The organism is Pseudomonas sp. LBUM1657, assembly GCF_059716075.1.
Window position 1 is genome coordinate 2,428,510 of record NZ_CP166799.1, and the last position, 19,472, is coordinate 2,447,981.

General features: G+C 60.8%; 19 protein-coding genes. 8 read left to right on the forward strand and 11 right to left on the reverse strand.

Translation table 11 applies throughout. The annotated features are described in order from the left end of the window. Position 1 precedes the first annotated feature (1 nt). On the reverse strand, positions 2 to 928 hold the full coding sequence (locus tag ACA055_RS11115) for a universal stress protein (protein WP_497683655.1): 927 nt from the start codon (positions 926 to 928) through the stop codon (positions 2 to 4). 201 nt (positions 929 to 1,129) lie between these two features. Here ACA055_RS11115 and ACA055_RS11120 point away from each other — a divergent pair, with 201 nt between their 5' ends. Further along, complete coding sequence (locus ACA055_RS11120; protein ID WP_497683656.1) at positions 1,130 to 2,203, forward strand: NAD(P)-dependent alcohol dehydrogenase; 1,074 nt, start codon at positions 1,130 to 1,132, stop codon at positions 2,201 to 2,203. Positions 2,204 to 2,274: 71 nt separating this feature from the next. Here the strand turns inward: ACA055_RS11120 and ACA055_RS11125 are convergent, their stop codons facing one another. The 3 genes from ACA055_RS11125 to ACA055_RS11135 form a co-directional block, all read right to left on the reverse strand. Next, positions 2,275 to 2,661, reverse strand: coding sequence for a DUF488 domain-containing protein (locus ACA055_RS11125; protein ID WP_497683657.1), 387 nt, complete (start codon positions 2,659 to 2,661; stop codon positions 2,275 to 2,277). Between the two features lie 6 nt (positions 2,662 to 2,667). Further along, complete coding sequence (gene pcsA / locus ACA055_RS11130) at positions 2,668 to 3,390, reverse strand: phosphatidylcholine synthase (protein WP_497683658.1); 723 nt, start codon at positions 3,388 to 3,390, stop codon at positions 2,668 to 2,670. A 200-nt stretch (positions 3,391 to 3,590) separates the two neighbouring features. Next, positions 3,591 to 4,778: an alkene reductase gene (locus ACA055_RS11135; RefSeq protein ID WP_497683659.1), complete on the reverse strand. Its 1,188-nt coding sequence runs from the start codon at positions 4,776 to 4,778 to the stop codon at positions 3,591 to 3,593. A gap of 188 nt (positions 4,779 to 4,966) precedes the next feature. Between ACA055_RS11135 and ACA055_RS11140 the strand changes: the two genes are divergently transcribed. Continuing rightward, positions 4,967 to 5,689 (forward strand): tellurite resistance TerB family protein, encoded by a 723-nt coding sequence (locus ACA055_RS11140; protein WP_497683660.1) that lies wholly within the window; start codon positions 4,967 to 4,969, stop codon positions 5,687 to 5,689. A gap of 141 nt (positions 5,690 to 5,830) precedes the next feature. On the opposite strand, the gene ACA055_RS11145 is transcribed toward ACA055_RS11140, so the two are convergent. Continuing rightward, a complete protein-coding gene (locus tag ACA055_RS11145) occupies positions 5,831 to 6,262 on the reverse strand; it encodes a cupin domain-containing protein (protein ID WP_497683661.1) in 432 nt (143 codons plus the stop codon). Positions 6,263 to 6,455: 193 nt separating this feature from the next. On the opposite strand from ACA055_RS11145, the gene ACA055_RS11150 reads away from it, so the two are divergent. From ACA055_RS11150 to ligD, 3 genes are read left to right on the forward strand one after another with little or no spacing between them, the layout of a single operon-like run. Beyond that, the gene (locus tag ACA055_RS11150) at positions 6,456 to 7,841 is read left to right on the forward strand and encodes an iron-containing redox enzyme family protein (protein WP_497683662.1); all 1,386 of its coding nucleotides are present in this window, start codon (positions 6,456 to 6,458) and stop codon (positions 7,839 to 7,841) included. Between the two features lie 10 nt (positions 7,842 to 7,851). Next, the gene (locus ACA055_RS11155; protein WP_497683663.1) at positions 7,852 to 8,847 is read left to right on the forward strand and encodes a methyltransferase; all 996 of its coding nucleotides are present in this window, start codon (positions 7,852 to 7,854) and stop codon (positions 8,845 to 8,847) included. After that, entirely contained in the window at positions 8,844 to 11,432 is a 2,589-nt protein-coding gene (gene ligD, locus ACA055_RS11160; protein WP_497683664.1) for a DNA ligase D, read from the forward strand. The genes ACA055_RS11155 and ligD overlap by 4 nt, the downstream gene beginning before the upstream one ends. Positions 11,433 to 11,499: 67 nt before the next feature. Here the strand turns inward: ligD and ACA055_RS11165 are convergent, their stop codons facing one another. The 4 genes from ACA055_RS11165 to potE form a co-directional block, all read right to left on the reverse strand. Continuing rightward, positions 11,500 to 11,781, reverse strand: coding sequence for a DUF3303 domain-containing protein (locus ACA055_RS11165; RefSeq protein WP_497683665.1), 282 nt, complete (start codon positions 11,779 to 11,781; stop codon positions 11,500 to 11,502). A gap of 269 nt (positions 11,782 to 12,050) precedes the next feature. Then, the gene (locus ACA055_RS11170) at positions 12,051 to 12,452 is read right to left on the reverse strand and encodes a hypothetical protein (protein WP_497683666.1); all 402 of its coding nucleotides are present in this window, start codon (positions 12,450 to 12,452) and stop codon (positions 12,051 to 12,053) included. A 171-nt stretch (positions 12,453 to 12,623) separates the two neighbouring features. Continuing rightward, complete coding sequence (locus ACA055_RS11175) at positions 12,624 to 14,909, reverse strand: Orn/Lys/Arg family decarboxylase (RefSeq protein ID WP_497683667.1); 2,286 nt, start codon at positions 14,907 to 14,909, stop codon at positions 12,624 to 12,626. Then, the gene (gene potE / locus ACA055_RS11180; RefSeq protein WP_497683668.1) at positions 14,906 to 16,315 is read right to left on the reverse strand and encodes a putrescine-ornithine antiporter; all 1,410 of its coding nucleotides are present in this window, start codon (positions 16,313 to 16,315) and stop codon (positions 14,906 to 14,908) included. Before potE ends, ACA055_RS11175 begins: the two co-directional genes overlap by 4 nt. Positions 16,316 to 16,501: 186 nt before the next feature. Between potE and ACA055_RS11185 the strand changes: the two genes are divergently transcribed. Further along, positions 16,502 to 16,831: a hypothetical protein gene (locus ACA055_RS11185; RefSeq protein ID WP_497683669.1), complete on the forward strand. Its 330-nt coding sequence runs from the start codon at positions 16,502 to 16,504 to the stop codon at positions 16,829 to 16,831. Between the two features lie 59 nt (positions 16,832 to 16,890). On the opposite strand, the gene grxC is transcribed toward ACA055_RS11185, so the two are convergent. Further along, complete coding sequence (gene grxC, locus ACA055_RS11190; RefSeq protein ID WP_497683670.1) at positions 16,891 to 17,142, reverse strand: glutaredoxin 3; 252 nt, start codon at positions 17,140 to 17,142, stop codon at positions 16,891 to 16,893. Between the two features lie 30 nt (positions 17,143 to 17,172). Then, on the reverse strand, positions 17,173 to 17,691 hold the full coding sequence (locus tag ACA055_RS11195) for a carboxymuconolactone decarboxylase family protein (protein ID WP_497683671.1): 519 nt from the start codon (positions 17,689 to 17,691) through the stop codon (positions 17,173 to 17,175). Positions 17,692 to 17,824: 133 nt separating this feature from the next. Here ACA055_RS11195 and ACA055_RS11200 point away from each other — a divergent pair, with 133 nt between their 5' ends. Together ACA055_RS11200 and ACA055_RS11205 are read left to right on the forward strand one after the other, a co-directional pair. After that, entirely contained in the window at positions 17,825 to 18,652 is an 828-nt protein-coding gene (locus ACA055_RS11200; RefSeq protein ID WP_497683672.1) for an AraC family transcriptional regulator, read from the forward strand. A 101-nt stretch (positions 18,653 to 18,753) separates the two neighbouring features. Next, positions 18,754 to 19,407: a peroxiredoxin gene (locus tag ACA055_RS11205; protein WP_497683673.1), complete on the forward strand. Its 654-nt coding sequence runs from the start codon at positions 18,754 to 18,756 to the stop codon at positions 19,405 to 19,407. The last annotated feature ends 65 nt before the right edge of the window (positions 19,408 to 19,472 follow it).

The following is a 19,472-nucleotide window of genomic DNA, read 5'->3' on the forward strand; positions in this document are numbered from 1 at the left end:
GTTACTCATCCAGCCGCTCGGTATACACCACCCACACACTGCACGGCATTTTGTACAGCAGGTGTTCCACCGTGCTGCCGATCAGCCGGCCCAGGCCGCGATGGCCGACCCGTCCCATGACAATCACGTCGACGTCATAGGCATCGACGTAACGGGTCAGGACCTTGGCCGGGTTGCCCATGATCATGTGCCGCTGCTCCGGGGCAATCCCGTTGCGTTCGGCCAGGTCGTTGAAAGCGTCTTCCTGGTAGTCGAACAAGGTCTTGGCCTTGCCCGAATGGAAGAATGCCGACCCGTTATCGAAGCCGAATTCGTCCGCGCTGATGGACGAAAGGTCATAGGCGTAGACCACATCGAGTTCGGCATTGCAGGCGCTCGCCAATTTCGACGCTTCGTGAAGAATCCGGTCGTTGAAGGTCTTGTAGTGATCATCACGATGGAAGGGGTCGACGGCCGCGACGATCTTGCGTGGCAAGGCATGCACGGCATGGCTGACGAAATGCAGCGGCACCGGGCATTCGCGCAACAAATGCACGTCGAGCGGGGTAAACATCAGCCGCGACAGCAGCGATTCGTGCTCCAGCGCCTTGATCAGCACGTCCATCGGCTGTTCTTTGAGGTGAATCAGGATTTCTTCCAGCGGGCGTTCGACCCAGGTCACTTCCGTGGTGACGTGCACGCCGATTTTACGCAAGGGGCGGGCCTGTTCCTCAAGCCAGGCGCGGTGGCGATCGACGTAGCCCAGGCGCATCTGCTCCAGGGCCTTTTCGTTGACCAGACTGGCGGTCGCCAGACCTTCCAGATAGTCGAAGGCGACGATGTGCAGCGCTGCGTCTTCGGCCTTGGCCAGCGCCGCCGCCCGGTCGAAGGCGGGGCTGTGCTCCATCAGTGGAGATGCGACCAACATGAAGCGTGATTGACCAGACATGACAATCCTCCAGTGGGTTGACGGGCAGTGGCCGACGCTCTAACTGACGATGAGACGCCGACAATGCCGCCCGACGTGCGGTCATTCGACAGGCATTCAATCTCCTAAGTATTGACCATGATCAACCTTCCGTCTGTCTGTCCGGCGCAGGCTGGGGTTCGTGCTGAACTCAAGCGAACGTGCAAGCTCAGGAGACCTGCCATGGCAACCATGAAAGCCGCGATATTCGTTGAGAAAAACCGCATCGTGCTCGACGACAAACCGATCCCCGAGGTCGGTCCGCTGGATGCGCTGATCCGCATCACGACCACCACCATTTGCGGCACTGACGTGCACATTCTGCGCGGTGAATACCCGGTGGCCAAAGGGCTGACCATCGGTCACGAACCGGTGGGCATCATCGAACGGCTGGGCTCGCAGGTGCGCGGCTTTGTCGAGGGGCAACGGGTAATTGCCGGCGCCATCACCCCCAGCGGCCAAAGCTACGCTTGCCTGTGCGGCTGCGGTTCACAGGACGGCCCGGACACCCGCCATGGCTTCCGCGCTACCGGCGGCTGGAAGTTCGGCAATACCATCGACGGCTGTCAGGCCGAATACGTGCTGGTGCCGGATGCGCTGGCTAATCTGTGCCCGATCCCCGATGGCCTCAGCGACGAACAGGTGCTGATGTGCCCGGACATCATGTCTACCGGGTTTTCCGGGGCGGAGCGGGGCGAGGTGAGCATTGGCGATACCGTTGCAGTGTTTGCCCTCGGGCCGATCGGTCTCTGTGCGGTGGCGGGTGCACGCCTTAAAGGTGCGACCACGATCATCGGCGTCGATGCCGTGCCTGAGCGGATGAGCGTCGCGCGGCAGTTGGGGGCGACCCATGTGGTCAATTTCAAGGACGGCGACGTGGTCGAGCAGATTATGGCCCTGACCGATGGCCGGGGTGTGGACGTGTCCATCGAAGCGCTTGGCACCCAGGGCACTTTCGAGTCGGCGCTGCGGGTGCTGCGTCCGGGTGGCCGTCTCTCCAGCCTGGGGGTGTACTCCAGCGACCTGCGCATCCCCCTCGATGCTTTTGCCGCAGGGCTGGGGGACTACAGCATCGTCACCACCCTGTGCCCCGGCGGTAAAGAGCGGATGCGCCGGTTGATGGCGGTGGTGGACAGCGGTGGGGTGGATCTGTCGCCGCTGGTGACCCACCACTTCAAATTGGACGACATCGAAGCCGCCTATGAGTTGTTTGCGCACCAGCGGGATGGCGTGATGAAGGTGGCGATTACGCCTTGAGGATGTGGGTACCTGGAGACCGCTTTCGCGAGCAAGCCCGCTCCCACAGGGTTTTGTGGTGTTCGCTGCACCTAGGCAACCATGGCGCCGCGCGATTCCAGCAATTCCCGCAACACGGAACGATGGCAGTGCGCTTCATCCTCGCAATAGCAGCCAACGGCCAGCGAGGTTTGATGGGAGAGGGCGGCCAACAGGTCCAGCAGATGATTGGGCGCCGGGTGGTTCATTTCTGCCTTGAACTTGCGCCGGAAAGCCTCCCAGGCTTTTTCATCCTCCGCAGCCTTGGCTTCTGCGACCAATTCGGCACTGGGCGACAGCAACGGCTGCCACACATCATAAAAATCGCGACTGGCAAACTCGGCCTTCGGCACGCCACGGGGTGGGCGGCGTACCGTGCCGATCCGCAGGCCTTCATCAGGCAAGCGCGGTGAACCGAGTCGCACGATATGGATGGGCATGACGGGTTACTTGTGCCGCGACCCGTCAAACCACTCCAGCGCCGTGCGCCAAATGCAGATCCCCAGGAAGTAAGCCGACATCAGCAACCACAGCCCCATCACCATCGGGTTGATCACGGGATGGTTGACCACCAGCGACAAACTGCACAGCAGCCAGATGGCCGTTACCGCAATGTTGATCGGCATGAACTTGCGCACGCGGAACGGGTGAAGGAATTTCATCCGGGTGACGGTCAACAATGCCAGGCCGATGACGGTGAGAAAGGTGATCCACGGCGTCGGGGCGATGATGTACAGGCACAGGGCGACGACGTTCCAGGCGGCGGGGAAGCCCTGGAAATAGTTGTCCTTGCTCTTCATGTTGACGTTGCAGAAGCAAAACAGCGATGAGACCAGAATCAGCGACACCGTCAGCAGCAGCGTGTAGTCCGGCAACGGGATGTAGCGATAGATGAACAGCGCCGGGATAAACACATAGGTCAGGTAGTCGATCACCAGATCGAGAACCGAGCCGTCGAAACTCGGCAGCACCGATTGCACATTGACCTTGCGCGCCAGCGCGCCGTCCAGGCCATCGACGATCAGCGCCACGCCCAGCCACAGCAGGCAATTGGTAGGTTGGTTTTCCAGCAGGGCCAGTGTCGCGAGGAAGGCAGTGACCACGCCGGTGGCGGTAAAACCATGGGCGCCCCATGCTTTGAGCCTGGCAATGTGTAGGGTCGATATCACGGGGGCGTTCTCCAGAAAGTGAAGCAAGCCAGTCATCACCCTCATGATCGGGGGCGGCGGCAAACCTGGTCGGGTTGCAGGTATCGACCGGAAATCCGGGAATAAGGTTCACCACCTATGAATCTTAGCTGCGCTGCAAAAAAATACCCCGGAGAAATCCGGGGTATTAGACGGTGCGTAAAGGGGGCCTGAGTGTTCGGTTAGCGCCAACTTTCATCAACACAAGGTTTCGCTTCCTCGCAACGCTCGCCGGACAGGCAGGGATAGTCGGTATAGCCCTTGGCACCGCCGCCATAAAAGGTGGCCTGGTCTTCGGCATTAAGCGCCGCGCGCCGGCGAAAGCGTTCCGGCAGGTCGGGGTTGGCCAGGAACTTGCGGCCGAAGGCGATCAGGTCAGCCTTGCCTTGCTTAAGCCATTCTTCGGCGCTGTCATGGTCGAAGCCACCGGCCAGCATCAAGGTGCCGCGATACTTCTCGCGCATCAGCGCAACCATCCGCTCCGCTTCCGGGGAGGGCGTCGTGTGTTGCTCGAGCGCGGCGATTGCCGGGTTGACCAGATGCAGATAGGCGAGTTTGTAGTCGTTGAGCTTTTCTGCCAGGTAGCCGAAGGTTTCCTCGCGGTTGTCGTCGCTGATGTCATTAAACGTACTCGACGGTGACAGGCGAACGCCGACCCGATCCGGCCCGCAGATCTCGCAGACTGCCTGGATCACTTCCAAGGTCAGACGAGCGCGATTTTCGACCGAACCACCGTACTGGTCGGTTCGCTGGTTGGTCCCGGAATTGATGAACTGGTCGAACAGGTAGCCGTTGGCGCAATGCACCTCGACCCCGTCAAAACCGGCACTCAGGGCATTTCGGGTGCCGCGCTCGAATTGCTTGACCAGGTAAGGCAACTCCTCGATCTGCAAGGCCCGCGGAGTGACGAACGGCACCAGTTCGCCTTCGCCGTTTTCGTTTTCGATAAAGGCCGAGCCGTCAGGTTTGATGGCCGAAGGCGCAACCGGCAGCATGCCGTCCGGCTGCAACGCCGGATGGGAAATGCGGCCCACGTGCCAGAGTTGCAAAAAGATTTTGCCGCCGGCCGCGTGCACGGCATCGGTGACCCGCCGCCAGCCTTCGATTTGTTCATGAGTGTGGATACCCGGCGTCCAGGCATAGCCCTGGCCCTGCATCGAGACCTGGGTCGCTTCGGTGATGATCAGCGCGGCCGAGGCGCGTTGGGCGTAGTAAGTGGCATTGAGCGCTGTCGGAACGTTGCCCGGCTGACCGGCGCGCGAGCGGGTCAGGGGCGCCAGGACGATCCGGTGCGGCAGCTCGTAGCGCCCGAGCTTGATCGGTTGGAATAGTTGTTCGCTGGACGTGGCAGATTCGGTGGTGTCAGACATGAGCTGTACCTCCTGTTTAAGTGTCCGCAGCAATGCAGCCGGGCTAAAAATAGCCGGGCATTAAATATGGTTGCCCTCCGCAGGATTACCAACCGAGGCGACAAAGGGTCAGTCAGTCAGGGTGGCGCAATGGCCGGCGAGGACTATTGTTGCCTGACGGGATCACGCCTATCGAAGAGGACATCGTCATGAACACCAGCGATCTGCTCGAACAACTTTTGCGGGCCGGCCAGGGCTCGACGGCGCAACGGGGCGGCGGCGCGTCGGGCCAGGGTGGGCTCGGCGACCTCGGTGGATTGCTCGGTGGCCTGTTGGGTGGTGGCGCCGGTTCCAGCGCCGGGGGTGGTGGCCTGGGTGGTTTGCTTGGCGGCCTGCTGGGCGGCGGCTCACCGATGGGCGGCTCGACGCGCACCCGCTCTGGTGGCGGCACTAATTACGCGGCGCTGGCTTCCCTCGGGATGATGGCGTTCCAGGCGTATCAGGCCTGGCAACGCAGCCAGGCTACGGCACCGCAACAGGCGCCGCGCACGGTCGATCTTCTATCCGGCCCGGAAGTCGAGGATCACAGTCATGCGATCCTCCGTGCGTTGATTGCGGCGGCCAAGGCGGATGGCCGGATCGACGACGCCGAGAAGCACATGATCAGCACCGAAATCGGTCGCCACACCGACGACCCGCAACTGCAGCAATGGCTGGACGAGGAAGTCGCCCGGCCGCTGGATGCCGCCGATGTGGCACAATCGGCAACGGACACTGGCATGGCGGCGGAGATGTACCTGGCCAGTGTGATGCTGGTGGATGATCAGCAGGATGCCGAACGCAGTTACCTGGATGAACTGGCAGCCGCGTTGGGTATCGATCCGGATCTGCAAGTGCATCTGGAGCAGCAGGCCAAGGGGGGCGTTGCTTGACGGGTATCCGTAAAAAATCCGGTGGCTGTCAGGCCGCTTTCGCGAGCAAGCCCACTCCCACATTAGTCCTGTGAACACAGTTCCAATGTGGGAGCGGGCTTGCTCGCGAAGAACGATAACGCGGTCGACCTGCTCAACCCCCTACACCAAAAACGTAACGCCATAGCTTTCGGCAACTTCAAAAATCCGCGGCAAATCCTCGGGCACCTTGAGCTTGTCCATTGCCGCAAAGAACTGCCCGCCTCGTGGATCGGAAACCACGCCAATGATTTTCGCCCTGGTGCTGATGTTCTTGTAGGCATGGACCGAACCTGCAGGAATATGCACGTAACCCCCGGTCGAGACAGTGGTGGATTTACCCTCGACCGTCACCTCGACCTGCCCATCGATGACGTAGAACGCTTCGTCCCACGGATGAAAGTGCGGCGGCGGTCCACCCCCTTGCACACCCTCCTGGATATGCACCTCAAACGGTTTGGTCAGATCCCCACCGGCGAGAATCGTGATCGCCTCACCCACGACGTTGACCGGCACGGGGGTTTTTCCCGATTCGATGACATGAACCGTTCGCATGACTGCTCTCCGACGGATGAGTCCACACCCGTTGAGTATATTCACTTCAGTGCAAGCCAAGTGCCGCGTCACAGGCCGTTTGTCCGGGCGTTTTCAACCCCAATGGAATTTTTCTTCGCAGCGGTCGCTCTGCTGAATTAGAGACGTACTGATCCAGCGTCCTGCCAGTGGCTCGAGAGCGAGAGAAAAATCCATGACTGTCCTGACACGACTTGAATCCAGGCCTGCCCAAGAACATTCGATTCCCGGCGCCGGCAGCATCAAGCAAACCTACGAGTTACTCCTGCTGGGCGACGATGCCGAGCAGAGGCGCGCGCTCGCGCACACCTTCCTGCAGGCGCAACTGCAGCAAGCAGCGGGCTTGCCAGAAGAGATGCCGCAGGATCTATCAGGCCTGCAAACCTGGGTTGAACACCACAGTGTCGAGGTCGCCCGCCAATACGCCGACTACCTGCAACAGCGCAAGGACGGCGGGCCGCGGCAGTTCTTCAGCAACAAGGCGCACGCGCTGTTTTTCCTGCAAGCGGTGGCCCCGACCAAACTGGTGGACGGTGCCTGGCTCTTCGGGTTGCTGAGTCACTGGCGTGACCCGCGTTTCGAAGGCCTGATCTGTACCTATCTGGAAGAGTTGGGCGAGGGTAATCCGGCGCAGAATCACGTGGTGATCTACCGCAAACTGCTCGCCGAACATGGCTTGCAGGACGGCGGGATGATCCCTGATGAACGTTACCTGCAAGGTGCGGTGCAATTGGCCTTGGGCTATTGCAGTGAAGATTTTTTACCGGAGGTGATCGGCTATAACCTCGGCTATGAACAACTGCCCCTGCATTTGCTGATCAGCTCATATGAGCTCAGCGAGTTGGGCATTGATCCCTATTACTTCACCCTGCACGTGACCATCGACAATGCCAGCACCGGTCATGCGCAAAAAGCCGTGCAGTCGGTGCTGCAGCTGATGCCGGTGGAAGGCGACCGCGAAGCCTTTTTGCGCAGGGTTGCGCTGGGTTATCGGCTCAATGATCTGGGGCAGGGCAGTCGCGCGATCATCGAGTCGTTCGACCTGTACGGCGAACTGCTGAGCATGCTTGAGCGCAAGCGCCCGTTCGGCCAGCACATGCATTCCGATTACTGCCGGTTTGAAGGCAAGACCGTCAATCAGTGGCTGTCGGCGCCGGAACAGTTGCCAGGCTTCCTCGTGGCCCTGGAAAACAAGGGCTGGATCAAACGTCACCAGGACCCGCAAGCCAGCCGGTTCTGGCAATTGATCGACGGTGACGGCGCGGCCATGTTCGGCGTGTTCAGCCCTTATGAAAAACAGTTGCTGCATGACTGGATTGGCGGAAACTGGAAACCTGAGCGTGCACCGGCCGCGGCCCGCCGCGGTGCCAGCAACACGACAGAACTCCCCGTGCCCGCCAGTGACCCGGATATCCAGAGCCTGCAAACCGCACTCGAAGGACGTGCCGCCCACGAGCAGATGCAGGTGCTGATCCCGTGGCTGTCGGCCCACCGGCATTCCCACCCGGCTGGCCTGCTGGCCACGCGCCGGTTTATCGAACTCAAATCCAGTCTTCGATAGGGAGCACGTCATGAATCAGGAAGAGCAACTCGGCGCTGCCGATCTGGCCTTGCTGCAACTGGGGCGCCGCTTGCAGGCCGACGGTTACCGTTTCATCACCCCCACGCCGCTGACCCACCAGCGGGTCAATGATCGCGCCTTCGGCCAAAACGCCCGGACCCTGCGCGATGTGTTCGGCTGGTCACGAACGTTCGAACCCGGCCTGTTGTCGGTGGACGAACAGCGCCAGTTGCATCAGGCCGGCGTCCTCGAAGAAAGCAACGGTCGGCTGAAAAGCCGCGTGCGCTGGTCAAGCCTGGACGATCTGCTGTTCGTGCATTCGGGCTTCCCCACCGAAGCCGCTGATGCGGTGTTCTTCGGCCCGGACACCTACCGTTTTGCGCAGTTGATTCATGCGCACCTGCAACAAAACTTCGCACCGATCAGACGCGCCGTGGACATCGGTTGCGGCGCTGGCGTCGGGGCGATTGTGATTGCCCGCGCGCGTCGTGAGGCCGAGGTGTTAGCGGTCGATATCAACCCGGCGGCGCTACGCATGACGGCCGTCAACGTAGCGCTGGCCGAAGTGGCCAATATCACCGTCGAGGCCAGTGATGTGCTGCAGGACGTCGACGGCAATTTCGACCTGATCGTCGCCAATCCGCCCTACATGGCCGACCCGGCTGAGCGTGCTTACCGCCATGGCGGTGGGGCGCTCGGCGCGCAGTTGTCATTGCGCATTGTCGAGCAGGCCCTGTATCGACTGGCGCCCGGCGGCTCCCTGGTGTTGTACACCGGGGTCGCGATGATCGACGGTCGCGACCCGTTTCTGGACGCGCTGATCCCGCGCCTGGAAGCACCGCTGTTCGGCTGGACCTACCGCGAACTCGACCCCGATGTGTTCGGCGAAGAACTGCTGACCACCGGTTATCAGCGGGTGGAGCGCATTGCCGTTGTCGCACTGATCGTCACGCGCATCGGCCCGGGCATCGGGGGAATCGTGACATCGCCTGCGGGTGTGCAATGAACAAGAACCTGGACGATTACAACCGCATGCGCGATTTTTCGGCCACCTCTGAACCGGCCGCCAAACGCTCAAGCAAAAAAACCGCAAAAAACCATGCCCTGCAATTCTGCATTCAAAAGCATGACGCCTCGCGCCTGCATTACGACTTTCGCCTGGAACTCGATGGCGCACTGAAAAGTTGGGCGGTGCCGAAAGGCCCGTCGCTGGACCCCAAGGTCAAGCGCCTGGCGGTCCACGTCGAAGACCATCCGCTGGACTACGCCACGTTCGAGGGCAGCATTCCCGAAGGGCATTACGGCGCTGGCGATGTGATCGTCTGGGACCGTGGCGTGTGGATTCCCCAGGAAGATCCGGCCAAGGCCTACGCCAAGGGCAAGCTGAAATTCGAGTTGCAAGGCGAGAAACTCGGCGGCCTGTGGAACCTGGTGCGCACCCACATGCCGGGCAAACAGGAGCAATGGTTCCTGATCAAGCACCAGGACGGCGCGGCCAAACCTGAAAGCGATTACGACGTGGTCGCCGCCGAGCCCGACAGCGTGCTCAGTGACCGGACCATTGTTCCCAAGAAGGCGAAGACTGCGGACAAACCCAAACCGATCAAGAAACCGGCGGCCCCGACGCGCAAGGAAAAGTCCACAGCGCTGACCGGCGCCCACAAGGCCAAACTGCCGGACCTGCTTAAACCCGAACTGGCGACGCTGGTGGAAAAAGCCCCGAGCGGTGAGTGGAGTTATGAGATCAAGTTCGACGGCTATCGGATCATGGCCCGCATCGATCACGGCGAGGTCAAGCTGTTCACCCGCAATAGCCACGACTGGACGCACAAGTTGCCAAAACAAGCCGAAGGGCTGGTGGCGCTGGGCCTCGAATCGGCGTGGCTCGACGGCGAAATGGTGGTGGCCGACGAGCACGGCGTGCCGGACTTCCAGGCGCTGCAAAACGCCTTCGATTCGGGCCGCAGCGGCAACATTGTTTACTACCTGTTCGACATGCCTTACCTCAACGGCGTGGACCTGCGCGAGGTGCCGGTCGAAGAGCGCAGGGCGGCGCTGGCGACGGTGCTAAAACCCAATAAAGACCCGCTGCTGCGCTTCTCCGACGCCTTCGGCGAAAACCCCGAAGCCTTGCTCAACAGCGCCTGCCAAATGCGCATGGAAGGGTTGATCGGCAAGCGTATCGGCTCGCCTTACGTGTCCCGGCGCAGCAGTGACTGGATCAAGCTCAAGTGCAAGCACCGGCAGGAATTCGTCATCGTCGGCTACACCGACCCGAGAGGCTCGCGCAATGCGTTCGGTGCGTTGCTGCTGGGCCTGCATGACCGCGACAGCGGTGAGTTGCGCTATGCCGGCAAGGTCGGCACCGGGTTCAACGAGACGACCCTCAAAAGCATCTACGCGCAGCTCAAACCGCTGCAGACGAAGAAGCCGTCGGTGGTCAATCCGCCGACCGGTTTTGACGCCAAGGGCGTGCATTGGCTCAAACCTACGTTGCTGGCGGAAGTGGCCTTTGCCGAAATGACCAAGGACGGCTCGGTGCGTCACGCGGTGTTCCATGGCCTGCGCGATGACAAACCAGCCGAAGACATCACCGAGGAGCGTCCGAAAGCCGTGAAAACTTCAGCCGCGAAAAAAGGCACTGCGGAAAAACCTGCCACCGCCGCGAAAAAGAAAGCCGCGCCTGCGCCATCACAAATCGGCCTGGGTGACGGCAAGGTGCGCATTACACATCCCGACCGGGTCATCGATGCCACCAGCGGCACGACCAAAGTGCAACTGGCCGAGTATTACGCCAGCGTCGCCGAGTGGATTCTCCCCGAACTCAAGGACCGCCCGGTGGCGCTGGTACGCGCCCCGGACGGCATTGCCGGTGAATTGTTCTTCCAGAAAAACGCCGAGCGCCTGGCCATTCCCGGAATCACCACCCTGGACAAGGCACTCACCGGCCAACCGGTGATGATCATCAACAACGCCGAAGCCTTGATCGGCGCGGTGCAGATGAGCACGGTGGAATTGCACACCTGGAATGCCACCTCGGACAACCTCGACAAACCCGACCGCTTCGTTCTCGACCTCGACCCGGACCCGGCGCTGCCCTGGAAAAGCATGGTCGAAGCGACCCAACTGACCCTCTCGGTGCTCGATGAACTGGGGCTCAAGGCGTTCCTCAAGACCAGCGGCGGCAAGGGCATTCACCTGGTGGTGCCGCTGACACGCAAACTCGGTTGGGATGAGGTCAAGGATTTCAGCCACGCGATTGTCAGCCACATGGCCAAGTTGCTGCCGGAGCGTTTTTCCGCCGTGTCCGGCCCCAAGAACCGGGTCGGGCGGATCTTCATTGACTACCTGCGCAACGGCTTGGGCGCCACCACCATCTGCGCCTACGCTGTGCGCACTCGCGAAGGGCTGCCGGTGTCGGTGCCGGTCTTTCCAGAAGAAGTGGCCGAGCTCAAGGGTGGCAACCAATGGAATGTGCACACCGTGCATGAACGCCTGGCGGAAGTCGGGGATGAACCTTGGGCGGATCTGAAGAAAACCAGGCAGACGATCACCGCCGAGATGCGGCGACGGGTCGGGATGAAGAAATAACCATTCCCCGTCTGCCACTCCGCACGTGTTGTAGCCGGGCGGCGAGCAGCGCCCGCCGCCCCGAAGATTATTGCTTGCCCAACGCGGCTTGAAGCAACGGCCCCGCCTGCTCATCGGTCAGCGCCGCATGGACCTCCATGCTCATGAGGTCATTCCATTGCAGCACCCACTTCTGAATCAGTACGACATCATTGGTTTCTGCGATGCCAAAACCGGTGGAACCACCGACGGCATGCCATCGCCCCAGCATCTTCACGCCATCGGGCGGAAGGCCTTTGGTTTCGAGATAGCGCTTGATCACGCTGTTGCGGTTTTGTGGACTGATTGACCAACTGACCATGAATAACATCTGCCACCTCCTGTCACGGACTGGCACCTGTCGATGTTCGCGCACCTGGCTGGCGCCGGAACCACGGTCACGCTTTTGTTGCCGGTCATCCTGGCCGGCCTCTCAACGACTACTCCCATGAGAAGGCATAGCAGTGCCCGAGCCTGCGTGTATGACCGCTGATCTCTTGCTTTGCATTTGTTCAGGGACCGAGAAAAGCGTCTGTATCACCCGCGAAACATTGGCAGCGGCCGGAGCGGAGAGCGAAGGATCTGAGGCGGGGCTGGACCTCACGCATCACGCAACAGGTCGTTGGCATTGAGCAGCTCAAAGGCAACCTCGGGATGTTTCTCCAGACCGCGGCGAATGGCGGCCGGAATCGACTGGCGGGTTTTGCGGCACAGCCCCGGCAACTCTGCGATGGAGATGCCGATGCCGCGCATGGTCCGAACTTCGTTAAAACCGGGGGCGATTTCCACGCGGATGCCCAGTTGGTCGTACATCCGCTGTTGCAACCGTTCAAGGTCGCTCAGGCTCTGGAGGTTTTCCAGGCGTTCGATCAGGCGCTTTTCCTCCGAACGGGTCAGAAACAGGATGCGCACGTCCGCGCCCGGTGTGTCCAGCAGCGGGTCACGCCCGCAGTCGCAAGCGCCGGGCGGGCAGGGTTGGCGGATCGGAGGCGAAGTCGTCATGGGGGTCAATCATAGAGCGCTTCGGCCGGGTTTGCCCATACGAAACCTTGTGGGAGCGGGCTTGCTCGCGAAGAGGTGGTGTCAGCCGACATTAATGGCGACTGACACTCCGCGTTCGCGAGCAAGCCCGCTCCCACATTGGGTGGGTGTGAGCCGAAGATCCGGCTTACTTCATTTCAACACCAGCAAGCGATACACCCCGGCTTCGCTTTCGATCCCGTGGGTGTCATGGGTAAAGCCGGGGAAGGATTTGTCGAAGCTTTCCAGCGCCTTGAGATAGGCCAGCAACGGACCGTCCGCAGGCCCCGCGTTTTCACCCGGCATCAGCAAGGGAATGCCCGGTGGATACGGCACGATGCCGGTCGCGACGATCCGCCCGGCGGCTTCTTCCAGCGTGACCAGTTCGACCTGATTCTTGACCAGTTTTTCGTACGCCTCCACCGGGCTGAATTCGGCTTGTGGGAGCATGCCGAACGCCTGGGCCATGGTGGCCGTGGTTTTGTGTTTCTTCATGGCGCGGAAGATGTCATCGGCCAGGTCTTTGAGGCCCATGCCGGCGTAGCGCTGCTGGTTGGCGGTCAGCAGGTCGGGCAGGCACACCTCGAGTTCGAGGTTGTCGTCGTAGTCGCGTTTGAAGTCGAGCAGGGCGTTGACCAGGGTGCCCCATTTGCCTTTGGTGATGCCGATGGAGAACAGGAAGAGGATCGTGAAGTCGGTGGTTTTCTCCACCACGATGCCCTGGCGCCCCAGATAAGCGGTGATCACACAGGCGGGGATGCCGGAGTCCAGCAGGTTGCCGTCGTCGCCCATGCCCGGGCTGAGCACCGACACCTTGATCGGGTCGAGCATGCAGTAGCCGTCCTCGATGTCACCGAAGCCGTGCCACACCTCGTTCGGGTGAAGCACCCAGCAGTCCGGCTCGGTTTTCAGCAACACCGGGTCCACTTCATGGAATGGCCGCGCCGCACCGCCAACGTTGACTGACGGCGGCTGCCAGCAGGTGAAGAACCATTCGTTCTTGCCGAGCATCTCGTTGTGCATGCGTGAGATGACTTGGCGGAAAGCGATGGCTTCCTCGATGGATTCGGTGGTCAGGATCTGCCCGCTGGGCGCTTCCATCATCGCTGAGCTGACGTCGCAAGAGGCCATGATCGCGTAGTTGGGCGAGGTCGAGGCGTGCATCATGAACGACTCGTTGAAGCGCCCGTGCGGAATCGGGTTGCGCCCGTTGCGCACGTGAATCATCGACGCCTGGGACAGGGCCGCCAGCAATTTGTGGGTTGATTGCGTGGCAAACACGGTGGGGCGCGAATCGTCGTGATCGTCCGGGCTGCCGTGCATGGCGAAGCGGTCGCGATACAGCGGGTTGAAACGCGCGTAACCGTACCAGGCTTCGTCGAAATGCAGGCGATCGACGCTCTGCCCCAACAGTTCCTCGACGCGGGTGACGTTATAGGTCAGGCCGTCGTAGGTGGAGTTGGTGACGATGGCGTGGATCGGCGTGGGGTCAATTCCGGCCTTGACCAGCGGGTTGTTGGCGATGGCGGCTTTCACGCCTTCGGCGCTCAGGGTTTGCGGCAGGATCGGGCCGATGATGCCGTAGCGATTTCGGGTCGGCACCAGGTAAGTCGGAATGGCCCCGGACAACGTCATTGCATGCTCGGCGGACTTGTGGCAATTGCGGTCGCACAGGGCAATCTGATCGCGGGTGACGCTGGCCATCAGGATGACGCGGTTGGACGTCGACGAACCGTTGGTCACGTAGTAAGTGCGGTGCGCGCCGAACACCTTGGCGGCGTAGCGCTCGCCCTGACCGATGGGCCCGCTGTGATCAAGCAGCGAACCGAGTTCGCCGACGGAAATCGACAGGTCCGAACGCAGCAGGTTTTCCCCGAAGAACTCGTAGAACGCCCGGCCCGCCGTGCTTTTGAGAAATGCCGTGCCGCCCGCGTGACCGGGGGTATGCCACGAATACTCGTAGGAACGGGAAAACTTCAGCAGTGCCCCGAACATCGGCGGCAGCACCGCGTGGCGGTAGCGTTCGATGGCCGCCAGGATACGTCCGCTCAGGAAGCGGCTGGTGTCCTCGGGCAGCCAGATGAAGTCGTCGGCGTGCTGCATGACCACCAGCGGAATGCTCGACGCCGTGCTGCGGTCGCTGATCAGGAACACCGGCACGCGGGTGTTGCGCTCGCGCAGGCTGGTCAGCAGTTTGATGCATTCATGGTGGCCTTCGCTGTCGTCCATTTCCCAGCTGAGCAGCACGCATTGAATGGCGGGGTCTGAATGCAGGATCGAGGTGGCGTCGCTCAGGCTCTCCGACACCAGTACGCTGATGGCGCGTTCCTCCACATCGTTGATCAACTGATTCAAGGCGCGGCCAAAGACGGTGCGTTTGTCTGGCGGGCTGCTGACGAGCAGGGTGAGCATCCCTAGCAAGTGTCTATATTCCGTCATGATGAAACCTCCACGGTAGCTGTTTGCAAATTGTTCACCGGCACGGGTTCGCCCGTGATGTGCTGCGCGCTGACGGTCTGCGTCGGTACGCTGTTATTGAGCGCTTCGAGTGCGATCAGGCGGTTGTTGACGAAGCTGAACAGCGTGTAGCCGAAGATGGTCGCCACGCCGCCGAGCATCAGTGCTTGCTCGCCCGAGCTGTACAACGCCAGGTAGCTGTAGGCCGTCGCCACCCAGGCCACGATGTTGGTGGCCAGCGCTGTGGTCGGCGGTACGTTGGAGACTTTTTGAATGGTCATCAACGCGGCCATGGAGAGGATGTACGGCACCAGGTTGGTGACCACCGCGAGGTTGACCAGAATGTCGAACTGCTTGCTCAGGTCAGGGCTGATGGTGAGGAATCCCAACGCCGTCTGACCCGCCAACAGAATCAACATGCCGACAATCGGCGTGCCGGCCTTATTGGCCTTGGCGAAGATCGGCAGGAAGTAGCCGGTATCCGCCGAGCTCTTGAACACCTGGGCGATGGTGAATTGCCAACCCAGCAACGAACCGACGCAGGCCAGGACCATCAGCCCCATCACGATGTCGCCGATCATCGGGTTGAACATCTTGGCAAACACCAACCCGAAGGGCGCGGTGGAAGAGGCCAGTTCCGGGTTGTCGACGATGCCGGCGATGACGTTGGTGGACACGATGTAGATCACCGCCGCGCCGAGGGTGCCGCCGAGCACGGCGATGGGCACGTTCTTCTCGGGGTTTTCCACCGCGTCGGTGTTGGCGCACGCCGACTCCAGGCCGAGAAACGCCCACAAGGTGATCGCCACCGATGCACCCGCGGCTTCCAGCCAGCCCATGTTGTGAGGGTTCCACCCGGCGGCGTAAACGCTGCTGTCGAACCAGAACCAGCCGATGGTGGACACCAGCACCACTGGCGCAATCACCCCCCAGACCGTGACAGCACCGATCCTGCCGGTAATCCGCGCGCCGCCGAAGTTGGCGAACGTGGTGATCCACAACAACGCAATGGTCGCCAGACCCACCTGCATGGAATCAAGCTTCACATCGAACAGCACCTGGATATAGCCGACCGCCGTAATACTGATCGCCACATTGGCAATCAACAGCGAGACGCCATAGGTGTAGTTCGTCAGGTAGTTGCCGGCCTTGCCGAACGTGTATTCGGCATAACCGCCCATGCCCCCGGTCTTTCGGCTGAGCATGCCGCAGCGCGCAAAGGCATAGGCCAGCGCCAGGGAACCGGTGGCCGTGATCAGCCAGGAAAGAATGGAAATACCGCCGACTTCGGCGAGTTTTGTCGGCAGCAGCACAATGCCTGAGCCCAACATGTTGACGGCCGTCAACATCGTCAGTTGCCCCACCGTCATTTTCTTTGCGACTGACATTCCGTTGCCTCACTCGATTGCGTTGGGAACTGTTAGCTATAGCAAAGGAATAAAATGTCGCAAGAAATGCCAGTCAGGCATACGCCATTGCGGTGCGCGCCGCAGATAAGGGCATTTTGCTGGCCCCGAAGCGCTGAAGTTACAGCCAGAATCATTTTATTTTCAGGTGCTTAGGGACTGATTTGAATGCGGAATGTATTGATCACGCTGATGTCATTTGGCCTGGCGAGCGTTGCAGTTTCTGTCCAGGCCAAGGAGTTGGCGTCGAATGACCGCTATATGTGCAGTTGGGGCGCGGGAACGGCGGCGAAGGCCCAAGAACTGAAACTATCGGGCGTCTCTTTGTATGCCGCACGCCAGAAACTACAGACCTACAGGTTCAGCAAGCCATGGATGCGCATGATGGCCATGGGCATTACCGAGCAGACCTACGACAGTCAATCGCGGATCAAGCCCGCTGCGCTGCGGGCGAGTTTTTATGAGGATTGCGTCAGGTACAAGGTGGCGCGCAAATGACGGGTTCCACATCACCCGGCACGCCCCTGTAACGCCACAGGAGGGTGGCCGGGTCAGCTTCAGGCCAGCATCGACACTAAACCGCCCTGACGATCCAGTTTGGCCAAGTCGTCGAAGCCGCCGACATGCGTGTCGCCGATAAAGATTTGCGGGACGGTGCGACGACCGCTTCGGCTGAGCATTTCCTGAAATTTCCCGGGGTCCGATTGCACGTTGATTTCCCGGGGCGTTACGCCCTTGCTGGCCAATAGCGCCTTGGCGTTGCGGCAGTAAGGGCAGGTGTCGGTGGTGTAAAGCGTGACCGTGTTCATAGCGTGTACTCCCGAAGAGAAATGTCTGGTTCAAGCATCGATCGCAGGAAAATCGATCTCGGTCAGGGCGACGTTGTTGAGGTAATTAGTCAGGGTCTGTGAAGCCACGTGGGCGATCACTTCGATGATCTTCGCGTCGTCGATGCCGGCTGCGCGCGCCGCTTCGATCTGTTCGCTGCTCAAGTGACCACGGCTTTCGGTGATTTGTCGGGCGAGGGTGGCAAATGCGTTGAGCTGGCCCTGGCGAGCGCTGAGGATGTCTTGCCCGGAGAGCCCGGCCTTGCCGGCAAACAGCGTGTGGGCCGCCAGGCAGTAGTCGCAACCGTTGACCTGGGACGTGGCGAGAAAGATCGCTTCTTTTTCCGTGGCGCTCAACGAGGTCTTGCCCAAGGCCACGGACTGTTGCAGATAGGAGGAAAGCACTGCAGGCGCATGGGCCAGTGTCTTGAAGACGTTTGGCAAAAAGCCGATTTTTTTCTGCACGCCTTCCAGCAGCGGGCGAGTGACGTCGGTGGCTTGTTCAAGGCTCAGGGTGGTGAGGCGGCTCATGGTGGATCTCCGTAGCGTGCAGCGCGATATGCGCTGGGTACGGGGTCCATGCTAGTGAGGGTGGCTGGTCTTCAGGGTGCAAATCGTCGAGGATATGCGACAGATCGTCCAAATATGCCCTCGGGAGCTTTCCATGGATCGCTTGTCCACCTTGCTCACGCATTTCGGCGTGAGTGCCGGCACCTTCCACAGCGGCACGTTCTGCGGCGCCACGGGCTTTGATGGCAATCAGGCGTGCGGGCATCTGCATTTGCTTCAGGCAGGCGAGCTGACCCTCAAACTGGCCGATGAGCGAGACATCCTGCTCGACAAACCCACGCTGATTTTTTTCCCTCGACCGTACCGCCATCGTTTGTTTGCATCTGAAGCGTCCGACACTCAACTGGTGTGCGCCTCGCTGACATTTGATGGCGGCGCCGGCAATGCACTGGCTGCCGCCTTGCCCGACTACCTCATCCTTGATCTCGAAGAAGTGCCGACCATGGCCGGCACGCTGGATTGGTTATTCAGCGAAGCCTTCGGCGGTATCTGTGGTCGCGAAGCGATGATGGACCGCCTGTTCGAAGTCCTGGTGATTCAGTTGCTGCGGCACATTCTGACCAGCCGTGATCAGAGTCCCGGGATGATGGCCGGCCTCGCCGACCCGCGCCTGGCGCGATCCTTGAGCCTCATGCACGACACACCCGCCAAGGCCTGGACCGTGGCCGAACTGTCGGCGGCGGCCAACATGTCCCGCGCCAGTTTTGCCGAACACTTTCGCCTGGTGGTGGGGCAGACACCGGTCGATTATCTGGTGAGCTGGCGCATCAGCCTGGCCCAGAAACGCTTGCGTGAAGGCAAGGCCATTGCGCTGATCGCCGATGAAGTCGGCTACGAAAGCCCTTCGGCGCTGGCCCGGGCGTTTCGCCGCAAAACAGGCGCCAGTCCGAGGGAGTGGGTGCAGGGCGCAAAGCAGCGATAGTTTCGAGCAGCAGTTCGGCGGCGCGCGGAACGAATTCTTCAACCTCTCCTATACTGGAAGGCTCCAGAGTTTCCCTACCCTTCACAGTGAGGAGAACGTACATGGCCATTCGTATTGGCGACGAAGCACCGGATTTTTCTGTCGAGAGCACTGAAGGCACGCTCAATTTCCACGAATGGATCGGCGACAAGTGGGCCATCCTGTTCTCGCATCCCAAGGATTTCACCCCTGTGTGCACCACTGAACTCGGCTACATGGCCGGGCTCAAGCCAGAATTCGACAAGCGCAACACCAAGATCGTCGGGCTCAGTGTCGACCCCGTGAGTAATCACAAGGACTGGGCCAAAGACATCGAAGAGACCCAGGGCCATGCGGTCAACTACCCCATGATCGGCGATGAAAACCTGGTGGTGGCGAAGCTCTACGACATGATTCACCCCAATGCCAGTGGCGGAACACGTACCGCCGTGGACAACGCCACGGTGCGTTCAGTGTTCATCATCGGCCCGGACAAAAAGGTCAAGGCGATGCTGATCTACCCGATGAGTGCCGGGCGCAACTTCGATGAAGTGCTGCGTCTGCTCGATTCGCTTCAACTGAACGCCAAACATACCGTCGCCACCCCGGTGAACTGGCGTCCGGGCGAGGACGTGATCATTCCTACTTCGGTCTCTGACGAGGACGCGAAGAAGAAGTACCCGGATGGCTTCAAAACGGTGAAACCTTACTTGCGCACGGTGGCGCAACCGAAGTAACCGTCTGTCCTTCATCGCGCACTGATCAGACCGCATCGACGGCTCCTGCAACGGGAGCCGTCACT